Here is a 24,500-nt window from a genome sequence, read left to right as displayed (position 1 = left end):
CTCTATGGTTAATCATAAAGGATAATCTTTCCCAACATTCCGTTTTATATGCGTAATAATGGCTGAAAAATTGGTTGCATATACGGATAAAAAGCGTTATTATATAAGTTAGAAAAACGAAAGAGAAAGACAAAAGAAAGTGCGTGCCTATAGGGCGAGAGGATGTCCGATGACAGAATATTTAAAAAAATGGAGGGATAAAGGGACCGGGAAAACCCGGGCCATTTTATGCATATTGGTTTATATCCTTATTATGGTGGGTATGATTGGAAGTTTACGGATGCAGTCCAAAGGGATGGCTGATCGTATGGCGTGGGCTGTATTTATTGTATCCCTGGCGGCGATGGGAGTGATTTCGTATCCGCTGATATGGGGAAAAGACAGGGGAGAGGGAGAACGGCTGGAAGAGGGGAAGATGGAGAAACAAAACGAACAAAAGGAGCAAAATAAACAAAACGAACAAGATAAGCAAAACAAACAAGATAATCAAAACGAGCAAAAGGAAGACAGGCGGGAAGCGTTGTACCGCAGGCTTGGTAAATTTACGGATACAGTCCTGTTTGAATACAGATACCGTGACGGAAGCATTCTGTTTACCCCCAATGCGTCAAACCAGATGGAGACTTCTGTTCTGAAAAGCGCTCTTGAGAAATACGTGAAGTGTCCGCCACTGCAGGGAGAAAGCAGATGCTTTGAATTTCGCATGAAAGCGGATACGGAAGACTATCGCTGGTGCATCTGTCATATCAGGGCAGAATATGACGGGGGAAAGGAGTCTGGAGATAAGTATGCGGAAACAGAGAGGCCGGTCTGCCTGATTGGAAAACTGGACGATATCAGCAAACAGAAGGAGCGGGAGGAGCAGCTTCTGTTTCAGTCTACCAGAGATGGCCTGACCGGTATCTATAATAAGACGGCCTTTGAATATATGATGGAAGAGACCTTGAAAAGGGGAAGCCGCGGCAGTTTATATATGATCGATATCGATAATTTCAAGGATGTGAACGACCAGTACGGGCACCCGGCCGGCGATAAGATTCTGGTTAAGACAGGCGAACTTCTGCGCGAAATCTTCCGTGATTCCGACTTGATCGGCAGAGTTGGCGGTGATGAGTTCGTAGTTTATTCGGAAAGCGGAGATACCAAAATGAAGGCATTGAGGCTTCTGAACGGAACCGCAGATTTTACAAAAGAAGGCGAATTACGGATTTCTGTGAGCATCGGAATAGCCAGCAGCACCGGGGACCCGGGCGAAGAGTACCAGGAACTGTTTTCCAGAGCCGATCAGGCCATGTACCGGGCAAAGCAGGAGGGGAAAAATCGGATTGCCTGGTATGAGGAGTAGGGAAGCGGGGAAAAGCGAATTGTGGAAGCAAAATATAGAAGCAAAATGTAGAGGCAAACTATAGAAGAGAAGTGGTAATGAGTGGCGGTAGCAGGGGAAATGAATAAGAAATGGGATGGCTGCGTTTAAGACGCAGCCATTTTTGTGACGGAAGGAATAAATCAGGCGATGCTAAACTAGTCAGAGTCACAGGGGAGATCCACCAGGGTATAGGAATGACCGATATAAGGAAGAAAAATATTTACGATGTCTGAGGTCCGGATTTTTAAACTGGAGGTGTTGATGCAGGGATGGCAGCCAAGAAATTCCTGCTCAAGAATATCTCTGTCAATCAGCAGCCGGACGCGGTTTTTTTTATCATTCATCAGTCCCAGAACTGATACTGAACCGGGGGTGATATTTAAATACTGTTCCATAAATTCAGGTTCTGCAAAAGAGAGTCTGGCCGAGCCGATCTGTTTTGACAGAACTGCCGTCCGGAATTTTTTGCAGCCGGGAATCATGAGAAGATAAAAGCTGTTTTTCTGGGCATTGCGCAGAAATAAATTTTTACAGATCTCTGTTTCCAGGAGTGCATCGATATCGTGACATGCCTCTATTGTAGCGGTCGGATCATGATCCAGGCGCTGATAGGCGATACCAAGTTTATCCAAAAGATCGTAAGTGACCTTCTCTTTTTCAGGACGCCCGGTGAAATCTGCGGGCCGTCCGGTATATAAAGTCCGGTCTATGTGAAAAACATGGGCGGGAGTGATACTTTCTGCTGCTGTGTTTGCCATATGAAATGCCTCTTTCTGTTTGGATTCGGTCAAACTGGTAATAGGAATATGAGTGTTATTATACAAGAGAATGGAATAATTGCAAGAGGAAAGCAAAAATGGTTGACGGAAGAAGGTAAAATGGGACCGGCTGTATGATGGAAAATGGGGTATGCTGTTATCAATACGGGAAAACCAGGTAAGAACAATTCTTTTTTCAATGGCTTTATGCGGTGTCTTGTATTATAATGATTTTTACAGGAGTAACCGGTTATGAACGGGGCTTAAGATTGTGTAATCATTTGCTGGATTATTTCCGACAAGGCTGACAGATGGAATCAGCAGAATGGGTGCATTTAAAACATATAGTAAATGAAAATAAAAGAAGAAAAGGAAGGTCAACTCAAATGATTGAAAACCGACTGAAAAATGAAAGATCGAGAGTATTGACAGAAAAGACGATGAGTTCGAAGCGTGATGATAAATCTGCAAGGTACGGAGAGGGGAAGAGACGAGAAGATAAAGCAGTAAATACGGCAGGAGGCGTTTCCGGTAAGCGTGGAAACAATACAGCCGGGAAAGCAGGGCAGAAGCCGGAGACGGGGAAAAGGCCGCTGCAGAAGGGAAGTAATCAAAAAACAGGAAATAACAGAGATTTAAGAAGCGGTACATCTGCTTTCAAGCGTGGAATAAGCGCGAAGGAAGAGGGGCATCCGGTTAGGAAAAATACTACGCCATGTCCTGTATTTTTGCGCTGCGGCGGCTGTCAGCTTCTGGATATGCCATATGATAAACAGCTGAGTCTGAAGCAGAAAAAGTTGGAGGAATTACTGAAACCGTACTGCAGGGTACAGCCAATTATCGGGATGAAGGATCCGTTCCATTACAGAAATAAGGTACATGCTGTGTTTGACCATGATAAAAAAGGAAATCCTGTTTCCGGCGTCTATGAGGCAAATACACATCGTGTCGTTCCGATTGAAAGCTGTCTCATTGAGGATCAGAAGGCGGATGAGATCATTGGTACCATCAGAGGAATGTTAAAATCATTTAAGATCAAAACGTTTGATGAGGATACAGGGTACGGCCTTCTGCGCCATGTGCTGATCAGACGCGGTTTTGCAACGGGTGATATCATGGTCGTTCTGGTTACAGCATCTCCTGTATTTCCTTCCAAAAATAATTTTGTCCGCGCATTGAGAGAAAAGCATCCGGAAATCACAACCATTGTTCAGAATATTAACGGCAGGGATACCAGCATGGTGCTTGGAGACAGGGAGAACGTGCTGTACGGAAAAGGCTATATTGAGGATATTTTATGTGGATTTCGTTTCAGGATCTCTTCTAAATCGTTTTATCAGGTGAATCCGGTACAGACAGAGGTGCTTTATCGGAAAGCGATAGAACTGGCCGGCCTTACCGGGAAGGAAACGGTGATTGATGCATACTGTGGTATCGGAACGATTGGGATCGTGGCGAGCCAGGAGGCGGACCGGGTCATCGGCGTGGAATTAAACCGCGATGCGGTACGGGATGCAGCCCAAAATGCTAAGATTAACGGGATTAAGAATGCGCAGTTCTATTGTAATGACGCAGGGGCATTTATGAGTAAAATGGCTGATAACGGCGAACATGTTGATGTTGTCTTTATGGACCCGCCGAGGAGCGGAAGTACGGAGGAGTTTATACAGTCGGTTGCGAAGATAAAACCGGAGAAAGTGGTGTACGTATCCTGTGGCCCGGAGACGCTGGCCAGAGATTTGGGAGTGTTCAGGAAGATGGGGTATGAGGCGAAAGTGGCGTGGGGGGTGGATATGTTTCCGGGGACGGAGCATGTGGAGTCGGTGATAATGATGCAGAATTGTGGTTTTAAGAAAAAATAGAGGTTCAAACCACAAGATATAGTGGTTTTTGAGCAAAAATCGAGCAAAAAACAGGGCAAAAAATGGCCGTTTTTAGCCCCGATTTTTAGCCCCTTCCACAGATGCAGGAAGGTATTTCAGTGATATATGGGAAAAATTCAAGGTCAGCCGACGAAAAATTGGCTGTCCTTTACTGCCGGTTTTGTGGATTTTGAGTCGCTTTGTAAAGCAACGAGCAGAAAATGCCGGAAAGTAAGGAAGAAAGAGAACTTGCGATTGAATTTGACTCCTGGAAGAAGATCTGCCCAAGTGGTGTCTTATGGCATGTGTCATGATGGCATATGAAGAGAACATTCCAAGACGAAGAAGGTAGTAATGCAGAGCAAAGGATAAAGGTGCATACATTATTTTACGAACTTAATAACTCATGGATAGCCATGTTGAAAATACTATAAATCTTCAGTATAATCTAAAAAAAGGGGGGATTATATGGATCTTCGCGTGCTAAACTATTTTCTGGCAGTGGCCAGGGAGGAAAACTTTACGCGGGCAGCACAAATGCTTCACGTCACCCAGCCTACCTTATCGCGACAGATTGCACAATTAGAGGAAGACCTCGGTGTAAAACTTTTTACCAGAAGCAATCATAATATTATACTAACGGAAGATGGTATGATTTTGAAACGCCGCGCACAGGAGTTGCTGGCTCTGGCTGAGAAAACCAGGCAGGATTTAAGGCACAGAGATGAGGAACTCACCGGAAAAATTGCTATTGGCAGCGGAGAATTTCAATCTACCAGATTTCTGTCGCAGATGATTGCCTCCTTCTCGGAGAAACATCCCAATGTGCAATATGAGATTTACAGCGGGGATGCGGATAACATTCACGATTATGTAGAGAGAGGTCTTCTGGATATAGGGTTGATGGCAGAACCGATTGATATTCGTAAGTATGATTTTATTTCTATGCCGGTAAAGGAACGCTGGGGAGTATGGGTAAACACGGATTCCGCTTTGGCTCAAAAAGAATGGGTGCAGCCGGAAGATTTAGTTGGAAAACAACTAATCACTGCCACAGGCGAATTCCCAAAGAGCAGTATTGGTAAATGGCTTGATGATTATAATACGCAGGTGAAAATTATTGCTACAGGTAATTTGTTGTACAATGAAGCAATGCTTGCGGAGAATCATTTGGGAATTGTACTTGGTATTAAGCTGAACTATACATACGATAATTTGTGCTTTGTTCCTCTTTATCCAATACTTGAAATGAGCACAGTTCTGGTATGGAAGAAAGAACAGATTTTCTCCTCTGCCACGAGCAGTTTTATTGAATTCGCAAGACAATACGAAAAAGTAATATCTGACAATAAATTATAGGCATTAGACATAGAATGAATATAGGCTTACAATGAGGGTGTTCCGGAAGGGACATCCTTATTTATTTACATTATCGTGCGAAGCACGCCTATGGGGAGCATTAAGCTGCGGTGTGACCTTTTGGTATGAATAATCAGCGAGGTGAGACTATGACAATTAATGAAGCAAGTGAACGGTACAATATTCCGATTGAAGTTTTAAAGGAATATGAAAGCTGGGGCCTGTGTGATGAAGTGAGAAGGGTGATGGGGGTATGGCAGTATGATGACCGGGATATACAAAGGCTTAGTATGATTATGACCCTCCATGATATTGGCTTTGACAACAACGAGGTTGAGGCATATATGCGTCTTCTTTTGGAAGGTGATTCCACAGAAGAAGAACGCCTCGATATGCTAAACAAAAAACGTGGAGTGACCCTCGATGAACTTCATTTTAAACAGAAACAGTTAGACCGTGTGGATTATTTACGGTACAAAATTCAAAAAACACATAAGTAAATTCGGCAGCCATACTCAAACAAATACTTCAAAGAGGAGGACTTTAGAATGAAAAAAATATTATCGTTTATCTGTGTTTGTTCCACGGTGTTTGTTACGACCGCCTGCAGCAGCCAGGGCAGTGCGTCTGATACGGGCATGTCTGTACCAGCTTCTTCACAAGAAACCGGCAAAGCGGCACAGCAAACGGATCTTTTGCAGAACGACAGTGAGAACGCCTCTGTTACAAAGAAAGCCGGCGAAGAAACGGATGATACAGGAACTGAGGAAGCCGGATCTGATATTCTGGTTGCATATTTTTCCGCAACGGGAACAACCAGGACCCTGGCAGGGTATATCTCCGAAGTTACAGGGGGAGATTTATATGAAATCGTACCGGAAATCCCGTATTCATCGGAGGACTTGAACTATAGTGACAATAACAGCCGAAGCACCAGGGAACAGAATGATGAAAGTGTTCGGCCTGTAATCTCAGGCAGTTTGGAGAATATGGATCAGTACGACACGATTTTTCTGGGCTATCCTATCTGGTGGGGAGAAGCGCCGCGTATCATCGATACCTTTATGGAAGCTTACGATTTCAGTGGAAAAACGATTGTTCCATTTTGCACTTCCGGAGGCAGCGGGATTGGATCCAGCGCACGAAACCTGCACAACCTTGCTGGCTCTGATGTAATTTGGCTGGATGGGAAACGGCTTAGCAGTGATATTTCTCATGGTGAAATGGTGAGCTGGATTGATGGACTTTCACTGAATGTGATGGCCCAGTGAAGGCGGCGGTAAAAATAAAAATGATGGTGGATATGAGTCTGCTTGTAATGCTTCCTGTTCTTATGGCAGAAATATTGACTGGGCAGGAATTTCATGAATGGCTTGGGACGGCAATGGCTGTCGTGCTAATCCTCCATCATCTCTTAAACATAAACTGGCTGAAACATATCGGGAAAGGGAATTATACGCTCCTGCGCAGCCTCATTACCATTATTAATTTACTCCTTTTTGCAGATATGTCTATTCTTATGATCAGCGGTATCGTGATGAGTGGATTTGTATTCGAGTGGCTGCCCATTTCAGGAGGTATGGTTCTCTCTCGTAGACTTCACCTGTTTGCTTCCCATTGGGGGCTAATTCTGATGGCACTGCATACGGGAGTGCATTGGAGCAGGGTTGTTAGATTGGGAACAAAGTTTTTGGAAAAATCAGAATCAGAAGATGAATTGGCCTGGCTGGCCAGAGGTCTTGCAGCTGCAATTTCTATATTTGGTGTTTACGCTTTTATACAGCAGAACATGTCAGACTACCTGTTCTTAAAAACGGCCTTCGTATTTTGGGATGAAACGAAGACAGCTGCTTCATTTTTAACAGAAACGCTTTCTATTATGGGATTGTTTATAACAATCGGTTATTATGGACAGAAACAAATGAAAGGGTTAAAAGGAATGAAACATAAAACGGAAAAATATCTCGCTTTTTTAATTCCAATTCTGGTTTGTATAGGGACTATTTGCTGGATGATGACAGGAAACCGTGCATCTCCAGCCGATTCGTGGGAAACCACACCTTCTGTGGCAACAGAAGTAAATGATGGATATGTCTTGATTCCTGGCGGGACATTTTTAATGGGAAGTCCGGAGCGTGAGGCATGGAGAGACAATCATACCGTTTTGTAGTCAGGGCGGTGGAAGATTCGGGCAGAGCCTGGCATTTATTGCAAAGCTGGCGCCAGATGCGATGATTGGCGAGGGACTGGCAATTAGCTACTCAGGCGGTGAATCTTTGTCTTCTATGTAAGTACATGGCTTGAGCTTAACAAGGTGAGACAATAAAAATAGTGAAGGAGGAAAAGGGAAAATAAAGGCTTGCCGGATAGAGGATATATAAATGATATTTTGGCGAATGCCAATCATAAAATAAAGCTAAATAACAGGAGGAAAAAATGCGAAAATTATTAAAGAAAACGTTAGCGATTACAGGTTGTGTAGCCATGATGGCTTCTATGACTGCATGCGGTGCGAAGCCGGAGACACAGCCAGAGGCAACAAGGCAGACAGAGGCAACAATGCAGACAGAAGCAACGGCGGAAACAGAAGGACAGGCAGTAAAGGAGGGGGACGCGATGGCAGTGAATTACGGGAACATGAAGGATGTCAGCATAAAAATTGAACCTATTGAACTCACGGAAGAATGGGACAAGGTTTTTCAGCTCAGTGATGAAGTAAATCATAGAAAAGTAACATTTGCTAACCATTTCGGTATTACTCTGGCTGCGGATCTTTATGAACCGATGGAGTATACGGGCAAGCTTCCGGCTATTGCGGTCTGTGGCCCTTTTGGCGCGGTGAAGGAGCAGAGTTCCGGACTTTATGCACAGGAACTGGCAAAAAGAGGATTTCTGGCTATCGCTTTTGATCCGTCTTTTACAGGAGAAAGTGCCGGCTACCCGAGAGATTTTAACTCTCCGGATATTAATATCGAAGATTACCAGGCGGCTATTGATTTTCTTTCCATACAGGAAAATGTCGATCCTGAAAAAATTGGAATTATCGGTATCTGCGGCTGGGGAGGTATGGCGGTGCAGACAGCTGCACTTGATACAAGGATAAAGGCAACGGCAGCAATGACGATGTATGATATGAGCAGAAATACTGCGCTGGGATATTTTGATTCTGTGGATGAAGAAGGCAGATATGAGGCCCGGATAGCTTACAATCGTCAAAGAACAGAGGACTATAAAAACGGATCTTATACAATGGGAGGAGGACTTCCCGAAGAAGTGCCGGAAGAGGCACCTCAATATGTGAAAGACTATGTTGCATATTACAAGACAGAGCGCGGTTATCATCCCCGTTCCGTCAATGCAAATAACGGATGGGCGGCCACTGCCGGCGGTTCTCTGATGAATATGCGTCTGTTTGAATATGCTCCTGAAATCCGCAGCGCGGTTCTGCTTGTACACGGGGAAGAAGCACATTCTCTTATGTACAGCCAGGAGGCATACAAACTGTTACAGGGAGATAATAAAGAGCTGATGCTTATCCCTGGCGCCTCCCATACAGATTTATACGATCAGATGGAAATCATTCCATTTGATAAATTGGAAACATTTTTTAACAACGCATTTACACAGTAGTTACGGATCATACCGGAGCGATTCAATCCGGAAGCAGTACAACTGGAATCCCGGAAGACGGTGCGAATGAATAACAGGAGATGACCATGAAAGTTTTAGCAATTAACAGCAGTGCAAGAAAAGATGGGAATACAGCAATCCTTATTGACCATGTATTTCAGGAACTAAACAAAGCCGATATTGAAACAGAACTGGTGCAGCTGGCAGGTCAGATCATAGAGCCCTGTAAAGCTTGCTGGGCCTGCCAAGGAAAGAAGAACTGTGTGCATAAGAAGGACACATTCCGCAATATTTTTGAAAAAATGGTGCAGGCAGACGGGATTCTGCTGGGCTCTCCGGTTTATACCGCCAATGTCTCTGCTAATATGCAGGCATTTCTGGAAAGGGCGGCTGTGGTATGCGATCTGAATCCCGGATTGCTCACCCATAAGACAGGAGCAGCCGTGACAGCGGCACGCAGAGGCGGCGCATTGCAGGCCATTGACAGCATGAACCACTTTTTCCTGAATCATGAAATGTTTGTGGTCGGCTCGGTTTATTGGAATATGGCATACGGGCAGATGCCTGGCGATGTCTTGAAAGATCAGGAAGGGTTGGATAACGCAGGTAATCTTGGTCGAAATATGGCCTATCTGATGAAAACATTACAGAAAGGCCAGAGCCTTATATGAAAAAGACAATCAGCATACGAAACGGTGTTGACAAAATCCACACTTTTGCATATACTAATCATATCAAATAATTTTGATGTGAGGTAAAACGTGGAGACAACATATCAGAAAAATGCCAAGGTATTTAAGGCGCTATGTGATGAAAAACGACTTGCTATCCTGGAACAACTGCGCAGTGGAGAAAAATGTGCATGTATATTACTGGAACAATTGGATTTAACACAGTCAGGACTTTCCTATCATATGAAAATTCTCTGTGAATCTGGGATTGTATCCAGCCGGCAGGAGGGAAAATGGACCCACTATCGGTTAAGCGCGGCAGGCAGAGATTATGCAGTAGATTTGCTGAAGAAGCTGACCACGCCAGATACAGAGCAGAAGAGCGAATGCATTTGTCAGGGAAATTAAACGCCATCTTTATTGGATGGCGTTTATAAAACAAGAACACATCAAAAAAAGTTGATATGTGTGCTCCGCAAAAATGAAAGTGAGGATTTTTTATGAGCATTTGGGAGTTTATACAAGACCAGGTTCTGGGAATGAAGTGGCTGAACAAAATGATTGGAAGCATGCTTTCTTCTTTGGGACTGGACATAAGTGGGCGCGTTGGGGGCAGCGTTCAATTTTTTATTTACGATGTAGTAAAAATAACGGTGCTGCTTTGTTTCCTGATTTTTATGATTTCCTATATCCAGAGTTATTTCCCTCCTGAGCGGAGTAAACGGATTCTGGGCCGTTTTCATGGAATTGGAGCTAATGTTATTTCAGCGCTGCTGGGGACTGTGACACCATTTTGTTCCTGTTCCTCCATCCCGCTGTTTATTGGTTTTACAAGCGCAGGATTGCCGCTGGGGGTTACATTCTCCTTTTTAATCTCCTCTCCCATGGTGGACCTTGGTAGTTTGATTCTTCTTATGAGTATTTTTGGAACCAGGGTAGCCATTATCTATGTTGTTGTGGGGCTTGTTATTGCAGTAGTCGGCGGCTCGCTGATTGAAAAAATGCATATGGAACCTTATGTGGAAGAATTTATTAAGACTGCAGGCAGTGTAGATATTGAATCACCGTCTCTGACGAAAAAGGAACGCCTGACTTTTGCAAAAGAACAGGTTGCGGCCACCTTTACAAAGGTCTTCCCGTATATTCTGATCGGCGTGGGCATTGGCGCAATGATCCACAATTGGATTCCGGAGAGCTGGGTGGAGGCTGTCCTGGGAAGTAATAATCCAATCGGTGTTATCCTGGCTACATTGGTCGGTATTCCGATGTATGCTGATATCTTTGGAACCATTCCCGTCGCTGAAGCGCTGCTCTTTAAGGGAGCGCAGCTGGGAACGATTCTCTCTTTTATGATGGCGGTTACAACGTTGAGCCTGCCTTCTATCATTATGCTGCGCAAGGCAGTGAAACCGAGGCTCCTTGGCCTGTTCATTGGAATTTGTGCAGGCGGGATTATTCTCGTGGGTTATTTTTTTAATGCGATACAGGCGTTCATCATATAGAAAACTTAGGTAACAATTATTCGGTGCTCAATTGTCAAATATAATATAAAAGGAGATCAGAATTATGAATTTGTTTGGGAAGAAAAAGAAAGAAGAAACGGCAGGCTGCTGCTGTGGCGGAAACTGTACGCCTGAAACGATGGCACAGGCTGAGAATGCTAAAAACGAAGGAGCTTCTGTTAAGATACTGGGATCCGGCTGTGCAAAATGCAATCAGTTGGAAGAAGCGACGAGGGCAGCGCTTGAACAGTTAGGTATGGATACCGCCGTCGATCATGTGACTGATTTTTCACAGATAGCAGCCTATGGTGTCATGACAACACCTGCTTTGGTAGTGGATGGGAAAGTGGTATCGATGGGAAAGGTCCTTAAAACTGAGGAAGTTAAAAAAATACTTCAGAAGATGAGGGGGTAGAGGACCCGACAGGGAAAGACGATGATGAATTTGTATATGTGATACAGTGCATTAGTGAAAATATAGAGAAACTCAAGAAAAAGATTTATTTAAGAACAACGATACAATAAAGCAGGTGGCTGCCCAAGGGGATACTGTTTGAAACCGGTATCCTTTTTCTCTTGCAGGAGAAAAAAAGAAGGAGGCAGGGTTTCGGCCGGGAAAAGGTATCTGACATAAAATTCGAACAAATGTTCCTTTAGGCTTGCGTGATAGAGGCTAATCCGGTATAATAGAGTGAAGAGGTAAGGAGGCAGAGAGATGATTCGACTATTTGAATTTCGGGATTTAGACAAGATTATGAACATATGGCTGGAGGGAAATCTGGAAGCTCATTCATTTATAGATGCAGAGTATTGGAAGAAGAATTTCGATTCCGTAAAATCAGTATTGCCCAATGCGGAGGTATATGTATACGAGGAGGCTGGAGAAATTCTGGGATTCATCGGAATGGATGCGGAATACATTGCCGGGATTTTTGTAGCGGCAGGACATAAGGGACAGGGAATCGGCCATCAGCTGATTGAAGCGGTGAAAAAGAAGAAGAGGCTGACCCTGCACGTGTTTGAAAAGAACACCGGGGCAATGGCCTTTTATCTGGCAGAGGGATTCAAAGTCCGGGAGAGAATGACAGAAAAAGAAACCGGAGAGAGGGAATGCCTGATGGTCTATGAGGACGGACAATAAGGGCTTGATGAAAGAGAAAAGGCGCTCCCGGCTTATTTGATGGAGGAAACCGGAGGTGGTGATATGGCAATCTGGAATCCATGGCACGGATGTAAAAAAATCAGCCCGGGCTGTGCAAATTGTTATGTTTATCGGAGGGACGCTGAATTTGGTAAGGATAGCAGTATTGTGACCCGTACCTCCAGCTTTGATATGCCAATCAGACGTAACCGCAAGGGGGAATACAAGCTGCAGCCGGATGGTGATAGTGTGTATACCTGCATGACCTCTGATTTCTTTCTGGATGAGGCAGATGAATGGCGTGAGGAAGCATGGGATATCATTCGCAGGCGCAGCGATCTGCACTTTGTTATTATTACCAAACGCATACACCGGTTTGAGGTGGAATTACCGGGGGACTGGGGAAGCGGATATGAGAATGTGACAATCTGCTGTACCTGTGAGAACCAGAACAGGGCCGACTACCGTCTTCCTGTTTTTCTGGAATTGCCGATCAAACATCGGAATGTGATTCACGAACCGATGCTGGAGCAGATTGATATCCGGAAGTATTTGGCCACGGGGAAGATAGAAGGGGTTACCTGTGGAGGAGAGTCCGGGCCGGACGCAAGAGTCTGTGACTTCACCTGGATACTTGATTCCATGGAACAGTGTGTGGAATATGATGTACCTTTCTGGTTTAAGCAGACTGGGGCAAGGTTCAAGAAGGGGAATAAGGTGTATCTGATAGACCGGAAGGATCAGATGAGTCAGGCGCAGAAGGCAGGAGTAAATTATAGATTCTGAATATTACATTCAAGTGCTATTACAGATGAAAAATTTAAAATAGAAATATATCAAAAATGTGTGTATTTATTAAATAATTGATGTTAAGATATTGCCGATCAAACATCGGACCGTGATTCATGAGCCGATGTTTGAGCAGATTGATATTCGGAAGTATTTGGCAAGAATCTGCGACTTCGCTTGGATACTTGATTCCATGGAACAGTGTGTGGAATATGATGTATCTTTCTGATTTAAGCAGACAGGGGCAAGGTTCAAGAAGGGAAATAAGGTGTATCTGATAGAACGGAAGGATCAGATGAGCCAGGCGCAGAAGGCCGGGGTAAAATAAATCATGGTGGATAAGGTGCAATAGAAAGATGAGATTAAATGTATAGATTTATAGAATAATAAATGGTAAAATAATGATTACATATGCCAAATTTGTAACAGACGCTATTGGCTTATTTGCAAAAACGGATATTATTAATTCCTGCTCCGGTATCTCACCAACTACAGTGGAAAAAGTTTTAGGAGAAATGCGACGGGAAAATACAATTAAGACAGTCGGATCAGGCTGTAGGACAAAATGGTGTAAAACAGACCAATGATAAATTTACAAATATAAGATTCGGAGGAAAAATAAGTGGCTGAAAATACAACTGCTAATGACGGGTTTGAAAAGAAGATATGGGATGCTGCCTGTATTTTACGAGGCAATATTGATGCATCTGAATATAAACAAGTTGTTTTGGGACTAATTTTCCTGAAATATATCTCTGATCGCTTTGAAGAAAAGTATAATGCTTTGGTTGCAGAGGGGGACGGCTTCGAGGAAGATAAGGATGAGTATACCAGCGAAAATATCTTTTTTGTCCCAGCAGATGCACGATGGAATAACCTTAAGTTACAGGCCCATACTGAAGAAATCGGTATTGCCATTGACACTGCGATGCGGGCGATTGAAAGGGAGAACAAGCGGCTCAAGGGTATTTTACCAAAAAACTTTGCCCGTCCAGAGCTGGATAAGAGACGGTTGGGTGATGTGGTGGATTTATTCACTAACTTAAAAATGACAGATGACGGCTCCAGCAAGGATGTACTGGGGACTGTGTATCAATATTGCCTTAAAAAGTTTGCGGAGCAGGAAGGAAAGCTGGCCGGGGAATTCTTTACTCCAGAATGCGTGGTTAAGACATTGGTTGAGGTTTTGGAGCCATTTAATGGTCGTGTGTATGATCCCTGTTGCGGTAGCGGCGGTATGTTTGTTCAAAGCGCAAAGTTTGTGGAGAACCACAGCGGCAACATCAACGATCTGTCTATCTATGGCCAGGATTCTAACCCGACAACATGGAAGCTGGCCATGATGAATCTTGCAATTCGTGGTATTGAGGCCGATCTTGGAGAGTATAACGCGGACACGTTCTTTAAAGATTGCCACCCTACCCTACGGGCAGATTATATTATGGCAAATCCGCCCTTTAACCTATCTGATTGGGGCGCAGACCGCCTCAAGGGCGATGGTCGTTGGGTATATGGTGTTCCTCCTGCGGGGAATGCCAACTTTGCTTGGATGCAGCACATGATTCATCATCTGTCGGATGCAGGAGGAAAGATGGGGCTAGTGCTGGCAAACGGTTCTCTTTCCTCACAAAGTGGCGGCGAGGGAGAAATCCGGAAGAACATCATTGAGGCAGATTTAGTGGACTGTATTATTGCTATGCCGCCTCAATTATTTATGACAACACAAATTCCCGTTTGTCTTTGGTTTTTGAGTAAAAGTAAAAAGCAGAAGGGAAAAACATTATTTATTGATGCCCGCAATTTAGGCACAATGATCAGCCGCAAGCAGCGGGAGCTGACGGATGAGGATATCGCTACAATCTCCAAGACGCATGATGCGTTTGAGGCTGGAACATTGGTTGAAGAAAAAGGTTTTTGTGCTGTTGCGGATTTGTCTGAAATTAAAAAGCAAGATTATATTCTTACCCCTGGTCGTTATGTTGGCATTGCAGAGCAGGAGGACGATGGTGAGGTGTTTGAGGAAAAGATGGAGCGATTGACGATGGAGTTGTCCGGTCTGTTCGCCCAAAGCCATGAGCTGGAAAAGACCATTAAGGAGAAAATGGGGGCGATTGGGTATGAGATCTGAGTGGAAAACAGTTACCGTTCAAGAACTTATTAATGAAGGAATGCTAGAAAGACCGCTTGATGGAAATCATGGTGCAATACATCCCAAATCCTCTGATTATGTTTCTTCCGGAGTACCTTTTGTTATGGCCGCTGACTTAATTAATGGAAGGATCGACTATTCAAACTGCAAATATATTACATCTGAACAGGCAGCTGGTTTACGTAAAGGAATTGCAAGACCTGGCGATGTCCTTCTTACACATAAAGCCACCATTGGGAGAACCGCACTTGTAGATGACAGTTTTAATACTATTATATTGACACCGCAAGTGACATATTATAGGGTAAGAAATGGATTGTATAACAAATTTCTAAAATACTATTTTGATACAGAATATTTTCAACGGTTATTTTTTAGCTGGGCTGGTTCAGGTAGTACGCGCGCTTATTTAGGTATTACTGAACAATGCAAACTACCAATTTGTTTCCCATCTTTCCCAGAACAAGAAGCTATAGCTAATACATTATCCAGTCTCGATGATAAAATTGAGCTAAACAACCGCATCAACAAAAATCTTGAAGCGCAGGCACAGGCGATTTTTAAAAGCTGGTTTGTGGATTTTGAACCGTTTCAAGATGGGGCGTTTATAGATAGTGATCTCGGAGAAATCCCCAAAGGGTGGAGAGCAGGTGTTTTAAGTGAAGTAATAGAAATAAAATATGGAAAAGATCACAAGAAGTTGGCAGATGGAATGATACCGGTTTACGGTTCTGGTGGTATTATGAGATATGCGGATAGGGCACTTTATGAAAGTGAATCTGTATTAGTCCCTAGAAAGGGTACATTAAATAATGTAATTTATATTAATACTCCGTTTTGGACTGTTGATACCATGTTTTATACAAAGATGAAAGTTTCAGGTGCTGCTAAAATGGTCTATTTCTTTTTAAAAAGTAAAGACTTGGCTTCTATGAACGCAGGAACTGCCGTACCAAGCATGACCACAGATATACTTAACAATATACCTATGGTTATTGCGCCAGATACAATCATTAGGCAGTATGATGATCTTCAAAAACCATTATTTGAACAAATGGAAACCTTAAAAAAACAAAACAAAACCCTCTCCATTCTCCGCGACACCCTGCTTCCCAAACTCATGAGCGGAGAAATCCAAATCCCGCAGGAGGTGTAAATCATGCCGTTTGCCGAAGCAAACTACGAAAATGCAGTCATTGAACTATTTCAAAACATGGGCTATACCCATCTGTACGGACCTGACATAACAAGGGATTATCGCTGCCCTTTGTTTCTGGACGAGCTAAAGGCGAGCCTTTCCCGACTCAACCCCACGCTTCCACAAGATGCTCTAGCAGATGCCCTATATAAGCTGCAAAATCTTGAGGGAAATTCCATCGTTCAAAAAAACGCGGCATTTACCTCCTTACTGCAAAATGGAATCCCGGTCAAGTATTTCGTAAAGGATGAGGAACAGAGCAATCTCTGTTACATCCTCGACCACCAGAACCTGAGCCGCAACAGCTTTTATGTTATTAATCAATGGTCTTTTGAAGAAAACAGCCTGAAGCGGCCCGATGTTATTCTGTTTGTAAATGGCCTTCCTCTGGTCTTGGTGGAGCTAAAATCCCCTTCCCGCGAGGAAACAGACGCTTCAGAGGCATACTTACAAATACGCAATTACATGCACGAAATTCCCTCCATCTTCCACTACAACATGATCTGTGTGATGAGCGACCAGCTGATCAGCAAGGCAGGAACCATTACCAGCGGAGAAAACCGCTATATGGAGTGGAAAACCAAGGATGGAAGCTATGAAAACACCCGCTATGCTCAGTTTGACACATTCTTTGAGGGCTTGTTTGACAAAGCACGTTTTGTAGACATCCTAAAAAATTTTATCTGCTTTTCCAATGACGGAGCAGAACAAATCAAAATACTGGCGGGCTATCATCAATATTTCGCAGTAAAAAAGGCTGTGGAACACACCCTCTCCGCCGTTGATACAGACGGCAAAGGTGGTGTGTTTTGGCATACCCAAGGTAGCGGAAAAAGCCTTTCTATGGTGTTCTACGCTCATTTGTTGCAGGCACAATTAAATAGCCCTACGCTTGTTGTCCTCACTGACCGCAACGATCTGGATGACCAGCTCTACAGCCAGTTCTCTAAGTGTAAAGATTTCCTGCGCCAGACTCCGGTACAGGCAACCTGCCGCAAAATCACTGAGCATAGCACAGCAAAAGATATTGGCCTTATGGATTATCTCGCTGGCAGGCAGGCAAATGGAATCATTTTTACTACCATGCAAAAGTTTGAGGAATCCGATGAGCCACTATCCGAGCGGCGCAATATTATTGTCATGGCAGATGAAGCCCATCGTGGGCAGTATGGTCTTAAGGAAAAGATTACAGAAAAAGGCGAAATTAAAATCGGCACTGCCCGTAAAATAAGAAACAGTCTGCCGGGAGCTACCTATATCGGTTTCACGGGAACTCCGATTGCTTCAAAAGATCGCAGCACGCGAGAGGTATTTGGGGATTACATCGATGTGTACGATATGACACAGGCTGTAGAGGATGGGGCAACTCGTCCAGTGTACTATGAAAGCCGTGTTATCAAACTGAAGATGGACGAAAAGGTACTGCGCCAGTTGGATGATAAGTACGAAGAATTTGCACAGCTCACCGATGATTTCACGATTGAGCAGAGCAAAAAAGACCTTGCTAAAATGGATGCGGTGCTTGGCGCGGATCAGACTATTCACTCTCTGGCCGTCGATATTGTTGAGCATTATGAGAATTACCGTGAAAACTTATTGACTGGTAAAGCGATGATTGTTGCCTATTCCCGTGAAATTGCAATGCACATCTATCAGGAAATATTAAAATTGCGTCCTACATGGAATGAAAAAGTGCGGGTGGTTATTACTGAGACAAATAAAGACCCGGAAGAGTGGCGTCCTATTATCGGCAATAAAAAATACAAAGAGGAACTGGCGAGGAAATTTAAAGACAATAGCGATCCGATGAAGATTGCAATTGTTGTAGATATGTGGCTGACTGGATTTGATGTCCCCAGTCTTGCCACCATGTATGTTTATAAGCCAATGGCCGGACATAATTTGATGCAGGCGATTGCCCGTGTCAATCGTGTATTCCAAGATAAAGAAGGCGGTTTGGTAGTGGATTACGTCGGCATCGCTTCCGCTTTGAAGCAGGCGATGAATGACTATACAAACCGTGATAAGTCAAATTATGGCGATACTGATATTAAAAATCTCGCTTTCCCCAAGTTTTTGGAAAAGCTATCTGTGTGTAAACAGCTTTTTCATGGCTTCGATTACTCTGCCTTTGTCAGCGGAACTGATTTGCAGCGAGCAACCCAATTAACGGATGCCATTAACTTTATAATAGCCCCCGACAAAACAGAAACACAAAAGATGTTTATTAAAGAGGCTTTGCTTTTAAGGCAATCCCTTTCCTTGTGCGCCAGTTTGACATCGACGGAACAAAGACTGGAAGCAGCTTTTTTTGAAGCGGTACGAACTATGGTTGTAAGGCTATCTCAAGGCGACGGCCATGCGATCTCACTGAAAGAAATGAATAGTACCATCAATCATCTGCTGCAGCAAAGTGTAAAGAGTGAAGGTGTTATTAATCTATTTGCCGATATCAAAGAAGAATTTTCACTGTTTGATCCAAAATTTCTTGAGGAAATCGGCGCAATGAAGCAAAAGAATTTGGCCATTGAAATATTGAAAAAACTTCTGAGTGAGCAGGTGCGGCTTTACAGCAAAACGAACCTGGTAAAATCGGAAAAATTCTCTGAAAAGCTTCAACGCCTTATGAATGCATATATTAACGGGTTAATTAGCAACGAGGAAGTTATTGAAGAATTAAAGAAATTGGCTGAAGAAATGGCACGGGCGAATGCGCAGGGGAATTCCCTTGGCTTGTCTGATGAGGAATTAGCATTTTATGATGCACTCACCAAGCCTCAAGCAGTAAAGGATTTTTACCGCAACGACGAACTTCTTCAAATGACACGTGAGCTGACGGAAGAACTGCGGAAAAGCCGGACGATTGACTGGCAGAAGAAAGAAAGCGCTCGCGCCGGAATGCGTAAAATGGTGAAGCGTCTCTTAAAACGCTATAAATATCCACCGGAGGGTGTAGAAGATGCAATGGACACTATTATTCGCCAGTGTGAGCAATGGGTTGATAATGGACAATAAATTCCAAGGAGTACATAGAGATGGATGCAAAAAAGGGCAATATTTTTGAAATACTCAACGGATACCGGCAATTTATTATTCCGGTCTACCAGAGAACCTATAGCTGGGAATTATCTCACTGTGAGAAGCTCTGGAAAGACATTGTCAATATGCAAAAGGGAAAACGTAACAGCCACTTTGTAGGCTCCGTCGTCAATGTGGCGGAACAGGTGATGCCCACAGGTGTGCAGAAATTTATGATTATTGACGGGCAGCAGCGTATGACTACTTTAACTTTATTGCTGATTGCTCTACGAAATTACGCTGTAGAGCATCCCGAAGATACTACGATTAATGCGCCAATGATTACAGATATGTGTTTGAAAAATACCTATCAACAGGGCGATGACCGGTATAAATTGCTTTTAACACAATCTGACCGGCAGACGCTACTCCAACTGATTGAGGGCATTCAAACCGATGAAACATCTTCAAGGCGTTTGGTCAACAATTGCAATTATTTTGTGGAAAAGATTAAAGGGCAGGAAATCTTGCCGAAAGACATCTATGAAGCCATTGGAAAATTACAGATTGTTAATATTACATTGGATCGGGCGGTGGATGATCCGCAGCTTATTTTTGAAAGCTTAAATTCAACTGGGATGGATTTATCACAGTCTGATTTAATCCGCAATTATATATTAATGGGGCTTGAACCGGACGAACAGGCACATATTTATGAAACCATCTGGTATCCAATGGAAAAGCTATTTGGATATGAAAAACAAAGCGATTCTATGGACAAGTTCTTCCGTGATTATCTAACCTATAAGAACGGAAGAATCCCGAATCTAAATAAGATTTATGATGAATTTAAGGCTTACCATGTAAACTGTGGCTTTTCAAGCATAGCGGAGTTTTGTAAGGATATCTTTGATAATGCTGTATGCTATACAAATATGACGTTTGCTAAATCTGGTCAGGCCTGTTTGGATAAAGTTTTTAATGAAATAAAAGGGTTGCAGATGGAAGTTGTATATCCTTTCTTGCTTAAAGTATACGCTGATTATAATCAAGCTGTTATATCACTACAGTCATTCTCTGAAATTGGAGAACTGTGTATCAGTTATGTCTTGCGGCGAGCCATTTGTGGTATCCCTACAAATTCATTGAATAAGACTTTCGCGACGCTGAAAAATTTTATCAAAGCTGAGGACTACGATAATTCCTTCAAGGCTGCACTTATCTTGATGGAATCGTATAAGGCATTTCCAACAGACATTGAGTTTTCCAATGCTTTGTCCATAAAAGATATTTATAATATGCGGTTACGCAATTACATCTTAGGAAAAATTGAAAGCTACCAGAATAAATCGCCGCTCATCGTGTCCAATTACACCATTGAACACATTATGCCTCAAAACCCCAAGCTTTCGAATGAATGGAAAGATGATTTAGGCGCTAATTGGCAAGAGGTGCAAAAGAAATATCTTCATACACTTGGTAATTTAACATTAACAGCTTATAACGCAGAGATGAGTGATCGACCTTTTATTGAAAAGCTGAATATGGAGGGCGGTTTTAAAGAAAGTGGTTTGAGAATTAATAGTTTTCTCATTGACAAAGCAACATGGAATGAACAATTAATTCAAGAGCGTACAGCTTTATTAATTGAACTATGCAAACAAATTTGGCCGTATCCTGAACTACCAGAAGCTGTTCTGATTCAATATAGACCAGAGTCAAAAGTTTCAAGAATTTACACGCTTAATGATTATGATTTTTTGAACCCTTTTACAGAGATGCTGTATGAGCAACTGGATAAGAGAATCATCAATATTTCGCCAGATGTAAAAAGGGAATTTAAAAAATTATATATCGCCTATAAAGTGGATACCAATTTCGTAGATATTGTAATTCAAAAATCACGGCTTCGCTTGGCCATTAATATGAAGTTTAGCGAAGTATATGATCCTAAAGGATTGTGTAAAGATGTAGCAGATGTTGGCAGATGGGGAAATGGCGATGTTGAATTATTCTTTGAAAGTCTTGCCCAGATTGATGATGTTATGGCTATTATAGAACAATCTTATAACAATCAATGTTGATTAATAGTAAAGAGATCTTTGCTAAAATAATTTTAACTGTAGAAATAGATTGAGTAGGCAATTAGTAGCATCAGATATGTACAATCTAATGATTTTCGAAAAAACTAGGAATAGATGAAGTTATGCTAGGAAGAAGTAGTTATCTATGAATAATTGTCAAGAATAGAGCTCTTGAGTTTGCTGACTCAAGGGCTTTATTGTTGGCAGTGAAAAAACTATAAAGGCCATATCTAAAAAAGCGATGCTTGAATGAAACGGGAGTCGCCAGTTCTGTAAAATCATGTTATAATTTTGTAGAGGATCATCACATCAACCGGTCTGCAAATAGAAAGGTTGATTCGTTATTTGGAGTGGATTATGGGGTTTACGCCAAGGCCTTTTTGCGCCTTTTGTAAATCAGAATCACACACTCCAGACATGTGGAGTCGGTGATAATGATGCAGAATTGTAGTTTTAAGAAAAAATAGAGGTTTAAACCACAAGATATAGTGGATTTTAGCCCCTTTCACAGATGCAGGAAGGTATTTCAGTGATATATGGGAAAAATTTAAGGTCAGCCGACGAAAAATTGGCTGGCCTTTACTGCCGATTTTGTGGATTTTGAGTCGCTTTGTAAAGCAATGAGCAGGAAATGCCGGAAAGTAAGGAAGAAAGGTAAGCGCCAAGTGTTAAGGTATCCCAACACGACCGCCCTGGCATCAATACTTGATGTCAGGGTAGTGAGCGTTTTACTCTGATTTTTTGTTACATTCTATCCTCGCCTTCTCACTCCACGGCGCAAGATCTTTGAGTTCTGCATCGGTGGTATTCGTTCCAGGGCGGCTGTCGAGCAGGTATTTTAGATAGTTGTATGGGTGAAGCCCGTGGGCTTTTGCCATCTCTACCATGGTATAAACTATCATACTCGCATTTGCACCATCCTGGCTGTCACTGAACAGCCAGTTCTTACGGCCCAATGTCACCGGGCGGAGGGAATTCTCACTGGCGTTGTTACTCAGGCTGCAGCGTCCGTCTTCGAGATAAGTCATCAAAGTGTCCTTTCGATTTTGGATATAGGTTACTGCCCGATCCATGCGGCTCCCCTTTTCTGGATGCTGCCCATCGAGCCAGCGCATGAAACCTTCCACAACCGGCTTTGCATCCTTCTGGAGGCGTTTGTATACCTGTGCATAGGACAGTCCTTTTGCCTTATAGCTTCGTTCGTATTCAAACAGCTTGTTACAGTAAAGAACTCCCTGTACTGCCGGATGACTATAGTCTTTCTCTTGGCCGCTCGGGATGGCTTCCATCAGATATCTCCGTATGTGTGCGTAACAGCAGCGGCGTATCTTCTTCAACCGGTTATAACCACTGTAACCATCCACCATGACATAGGAACCTTCATCGATCCCATCCAGAAAGTCCGCTGCATTTCCCCCGGCTCTGGTTTCTGTATAATGATACAGAATAATGGGAGGGAGCCGTTCCTCTCCGGAACGCATCAGCCAGATATAAGACTTGTTCTGTGGCCGCCGGACAGGTTCTTTCAGGACCTGGATCGGTGTTTCATCAGCCATCAGGAAGTGTCTCTTTAACAGTTCCCGGTGAAAGTAATCATATATGGGCTTCAGATAGTTCTGGGAGCAGGTGATGATCCAATTCGCCATGGTCGTTCTGTTGATACTGACTCCAGGAAGTTCAAATCCCTTCTCCTGCCGGTACAGAGGAAGCGCATCTGCATACTTTTTCATACATGATATGTGATACCAGGGATGCAGAAGCATATCCGCCTGGGATAAGTGCCGGGCTCCCTTCGTCTTTCATGAACCGCGGATCCTCCGTGTCTTTACCGGCCAGACACCCATAAGTGGCGGCAATGTACACGATACGCTCCAGTTTTGCCCTGGTATAACGGAGTTCTGTCCGCATCTCTTCATGGCCGATCGGGATCATGCCGGCTCCGCACTCAGGGCACTGCTTCTCTTCTTCGGACAACGTATTTACTTCTTCATAGTGGATTGGAAGATTTGCGAACATCTCATCATAGTCCGCTTTGGGCTTACGTTCCTGTTTGCTGGTCTTTACTTCGATGAACTCCGGCTCAATGAGCTCCGGCAATGGTTCCTCCCCGGAACCGGATCCGGAGAAAAGGCTTAACTGGCCGGGCAGATCACTGCGCCGTTCACTGGAACTGCCAAATAACTTCTGCTTGAAGTATTCAAGCTGCGCCTGCAGGTTTGAAATGATCCGGTCTTTTTCATCGTCCTTTGCATTACGCTCTTCGAGCATCTTCTGCAAAGATATGATCAGGTCATTCTGGGTACGGATCGTCATATTTAATTGTGAGATTGTATCCTTCAGTTCCCTGAACTGGATATCCTTTGCACCGGATGCCATGAGTGTCCGCTCCTTTGTTTTATTACTGGTATTTTACCAGAAAACGAAGAAAAAAGCGAATCAGTCCTGGCTGCGCTTTCGTCATAATGACGGCGGATAAACGATCCGGATATCAGATAAAAGCTGGATAAACCAGGATATTTACCGCCATGGATCCCTCGAAATACCATGAGTTCCGATGAAACAGTTATCACGCAGAGGTTATCCCGATCTGGCGAAAAAACAAAGCGGTTATCCACACGTCCAGTCGAAATGCCGCCGAAAAATTTCGGCAGTTTCACGATGTTTTTTTAACTGGTCCGGATTGCTTTGGGCTGCTCGATGTCCAGTCCGCTGAGTAACCAGTTCAACTGACGCCAGGTGATTGCCTGGGCTTCGGAACTTTTCCGTGGCCAGCGGTACCAGCCCTGTGTGACGCTCAGCCTTTATAAAGGAGAACATATCCATCTGGTTCGTGGAGCAGGATCTTGATCCGGTCACATCGTTTCCCACAGAACAGGAACAGGGAGGACTGGTCTGGGTCCATAGAAAGTTTATCCCGGATAATGCTGCAGAGACCATCGATGGACTTGCGCATATCAGTTGCGCCGCACACGA

Annotated in this window: 20 protein-coding genes and 2 pseudogenes; 18 read left to right on the top strand and 4 right to left on the bottom strand. The window is 43.5% G+C overall.

The genetic code is table 11. From position 1 onward, the window contains the following. Positions 1 to 262 precede the first annotated feature (262 nt). Entirely contained in the window at positions 263 to 1,345 is a 1,083-nt protein-coding gene (locus NE473_RS20885) for a GGDEF domain-containing protein (RefSeq protein WP_256265377.1), read from the top strand. Between the two features lie 176 nt (positions 1,346 to 1,521). On the opposite strand, the gene NE473_RS20880 is transcribed toward NE473_RS20885, so the two are convergent. Then, positions 1,522 to 2,124 carry a prolyl-tRNA synthetase associated domain-containing protein gene (locus NE473_RS20880; protein ID WP_055649172.1) on the bottom strand — a complete coding sequence of 201 codons (603 nt, stop codon included), beginning with the start codon at positions 2,122 to 2,124 and terminating at the stop codon, positions 1,522 to 1,524. 386 nt (positions 2,125 to 2,510) lie between these two features. Here NE473_RS20880 and rlmD point away from each other — a divergent pair, with 386 nt between their 5' ends. The 17 genes and pseudogenes from rlmD to NE473_RS20795 all read left to right on the top strand — a co-directional run bounded on the left by rlmD (position 2,511) and on the right by NE473_RS20795 (position 21,527). Then, positions 2,511 to 3,986 carry a 23S rRNA (uracil(1939)-C(5))-methyltransferase RlmD gene (rlmD, locus tag NE473_RS20875; RefSeq protein ID WP_242866064.1) on the top strand — a complete coding sequence of 492 codons (1,476 nt, stop codon included), beginning with the start codon at positions 2,511 to 2,513 and terminating at the stop codon, positions 3,984 to 3,986. Between the two features lie 468 nt (positions 3,987 to 4,454). Further along, on the top strand, positions 4,455 to 5,345 hold the full coding sequence (locus NE473_RS20870; protein ID WP_055649174.1) for a LysR family transcriptional regulator: 891 nt from the start codon (positions 4,455 to 4,457) through the stop codon (positions 5,343 to 5,345). Between the two features lie 149 nt (positions 5,346 to 5,494). Then, positions 5,495 to 5,845, top strand: coding sequence for a MerR family transcriptional regulator (locus tag NE473_RS20865; RefSeq protein ID WP_039892747.1), 351 nt, complete (start codon positions 5,495 to 5,497; stop codon positions 5,843 to 5,845). 48 nt (positions 5,846 to 5,893) lie between these two features. Beyond that, positions 5,894 to 6,616 (top strand): flavodoxin, encoded by a 723-nt coding sequence (locus NE473_RS20860; protein WP_070102749.1) that lies wholly within the window; start codon positions 5,894 to 5,896, stop codon positions 6,614 to 6,616. Beyond that, positions 6,613 to 7,515, top strand: a complete 903-nt coding sequence (locus tag NE473_RS20855) for a DUF4405 domain-containing protein (protein WP_155521560.1) — start codon at positions 6,613 to 6,615, stop codon at positions 7,513 to 7,515. Before NE473_RS20860 ends, NE473_RS20855 begins: the two co-directional genes overlap by 4 nt. A gap of 266 nt (positions 7,516 to 7,781) precedes the next feature. Further along, the gene (locus NE473_RS20850) at positions 7,782 to 8,975 is read left to right on the top strand and encodes an alpha/beta hydrolase (RefSeq protein WP_081034802.1); all 1,194 of its coding nucleotides are present in this window, start codon (positions 7,782 to 7,784) and stop codon (positions 8,973 to 8,975) included. Between the two features lie 86 nt (positions 8,976 to 9,061). Beyond that, positions 9,062 to 9,646 carry a flavodoxin family protein gene (locus NE473_RS20845; RefSeq protein ID WP_039892751.1) on the top strand — a complete coding sequence of 195 codons (585 nt, stop codon included), beginning with the start codon at positions 9,062 to 9,064 and terminating at the stop codon, positions 9,644 to 9,646. A gap of 90 nt (positions 9,647 to 9,736) precedes the next feature. Beyond that, positions 9,737 to 10,054, top strand: a complete 318-nt coding sequence (locus NE473_RS20840; RefSeq protein WP_006775889.1) for an ArsR/SmtB family transcription factor — start codon at positions 9,737 to 9,739, stop codon at positions 10,052 to 10,054. 92 nt (positions 10,055 to 10,146) lie between these two features. Continuing rightward, complete coding sequence (locus tag NE473_RS20835) at positions 10,147 to 11,148, top strand: permease (RefSeq protein ID WP_055649176.1); 1,002 nt, start codon at positions 10,147 to 10,149, stop codon at positions 11,146 to 11,148. A 64-nt stretch (positions 11,149 to 11,212) separates the two neighbouring features. Further along, positions 11,213 to 11,563, top strand: coding sequence for a thioredoxin family protein (locus NE473_RS20830; protein WP_006776888.1), 351 nt, complete (start codon positions 11,213 to 11,215; stop codon positions 11,561 to 11,563). Positions 11,564 to 11,863: 300 nt separating this feature from the next. Then, a complete protein-coding gene (locus NE473_RS20825; RefSeq protein WP_055649177.1) occupies positions 11,864 to 12,289 on the top strand; it encodes a GNAT family N-acetyltransferase in 426 nt (141 codons plus the stop codon). Between the two features lie 63 nt (positions 12,290 to 12,352). Next, positions 12,353 to 13,075 (top strand): DUF5131 family protein, encoded by a 723-nt coding sequence (locus NE473_RS20820; protein ID WP_055649178.1) that lies wholly within the window; start codon positions 12,353 to 12,355, stop codon positions 13,073 to 13,075. Between the two features lie 91 nt (positions 13,076 to 13,166). After that, positions 13,167 to 13,406 (top strand): annotated as a pseudogene (locus tag NE473_RS33200) (DUF5131 family protein); the annotation flags it as partial. 294 nt (positions 13,407 to 13,700) lie between these two features. After that, the gene (locus tag NE473_RS20810; protein ID WP_055649179.1) at positions 13,701 to 15,206 is read left to right on the top strand and encodes a class I SAM-dependent DNA methyltransferase; all 1,506 of its coding nucleotides are present in this window, start codon (positions 13,701 to 13,703) and stop codon (positions 15,204 to 15,206) included. Beyond that, entirely contained in the window at positions 15,196 to 16,383 is a 1,188-nt protein-coding gene (locus tag NE473_RS20805) for a restriction endonuclease subunit S (RefSeq protein ID WP_155560703.1), read from the top strand. The genes NE473_RS20810 and NE473_RS20805 overlap by 11 nt, the downstream gene beginning before the upstream one ends. 3 nt (positions 16,384 to 16,386) lie before the next feature. Beyond that, positions 16,387 to 19,440: a type I restriction endonuclease subunit R gene (locus NE473_RS20800; RefSeq protein ID WP_055652479.1), complete on the top strand. Its 3,054-nt coding sequence runs from the start codon at positions 16,387 to 16,389 to the stop codon at positions 19,438 to 19,440. A gap of 20 nt (positions 19,441 to 19,460) precedes the next feature. Continuing rightward, the gene (locus tag NE473_RS20795) at positions 19,461 to 21,527 is read left to right on the top strand and encodes a DUF262 and DUF1524 domain-containing protein (RefSeq protein ID WP_055652478.1); all 2,067 of its coding nucleotides are present in this window, start codon (positions 19,461 to 19,463) and stop codon (positions 21,525 to 21,527) included. Positions 21,528 to 22,255: 728 nt separating this feature from the next. On the opposite strand, the pseudogene tnpC reads toward NE473_RS20795, so the two are convergent. The 3 genes and pseudogenes from tnpC to tnpB (NE473_RS33190) all read right to left on the bottom strand — a co-directional run bounded on the left by tnpC (position 22,256) and on the right by tnpB (NE473_RS33190) (position 24,498). Beyond that, positions 22,256 to 23,903 (bottom strand): annotated as a pseudogene (gene tnpC / locus NE473_RS20790) (IS66 family transposase). A gap of 290 nt (positions 23,904 to 24,193) precedes the next feature. Further along, on the bottom strand, positions 24,194 to 24,325 hold the full coding sequence (tnpB, locus tag NE473_RS33195) for an IS66 family insertion sequence element accessory protein TnpB (protein WP_081035071.1): 132 nt from the start codon (positions 24,323 to 24,325) through the stop codon (positions 24,194 to 24,196). Then, on the bottom strand, positions 24,322 to 24,498 hold the full coding sequence (gene tnpB / locus NE473_RS33190) for an IS66 family insertion sequence element accessory protein TnpB (protein ID WP_502802836.1): 177 nt from the start codon (positions 24,496 to 24,498) through the stop codon (positions 24,322 to 24,324). Before tnpB (NE473_RS33190) ends, tnpB (NE473_RS33195) begins: the two co-directional genes overlap by 4 nt. Between the last annotated feature and the right edge of the window lie 2 nt (positions 24,499 to 24,500).

The sequence above is a fragment of the Hungatella sp. SL.1.14 genome, from assembly GCF_024460495.1.
Classification (GTDB): domain Bacteria; phylum Bacillota; class Clostridia; order Lachnospirales; family Lachnospiraceae; genus Hungatella; species Hungatella hathewayi.
The sequence above is the reverse complement of the archived record's forward strand: the minus strand, read 5'-3'. Positions and strand labels throughout refer to the sequence as shown.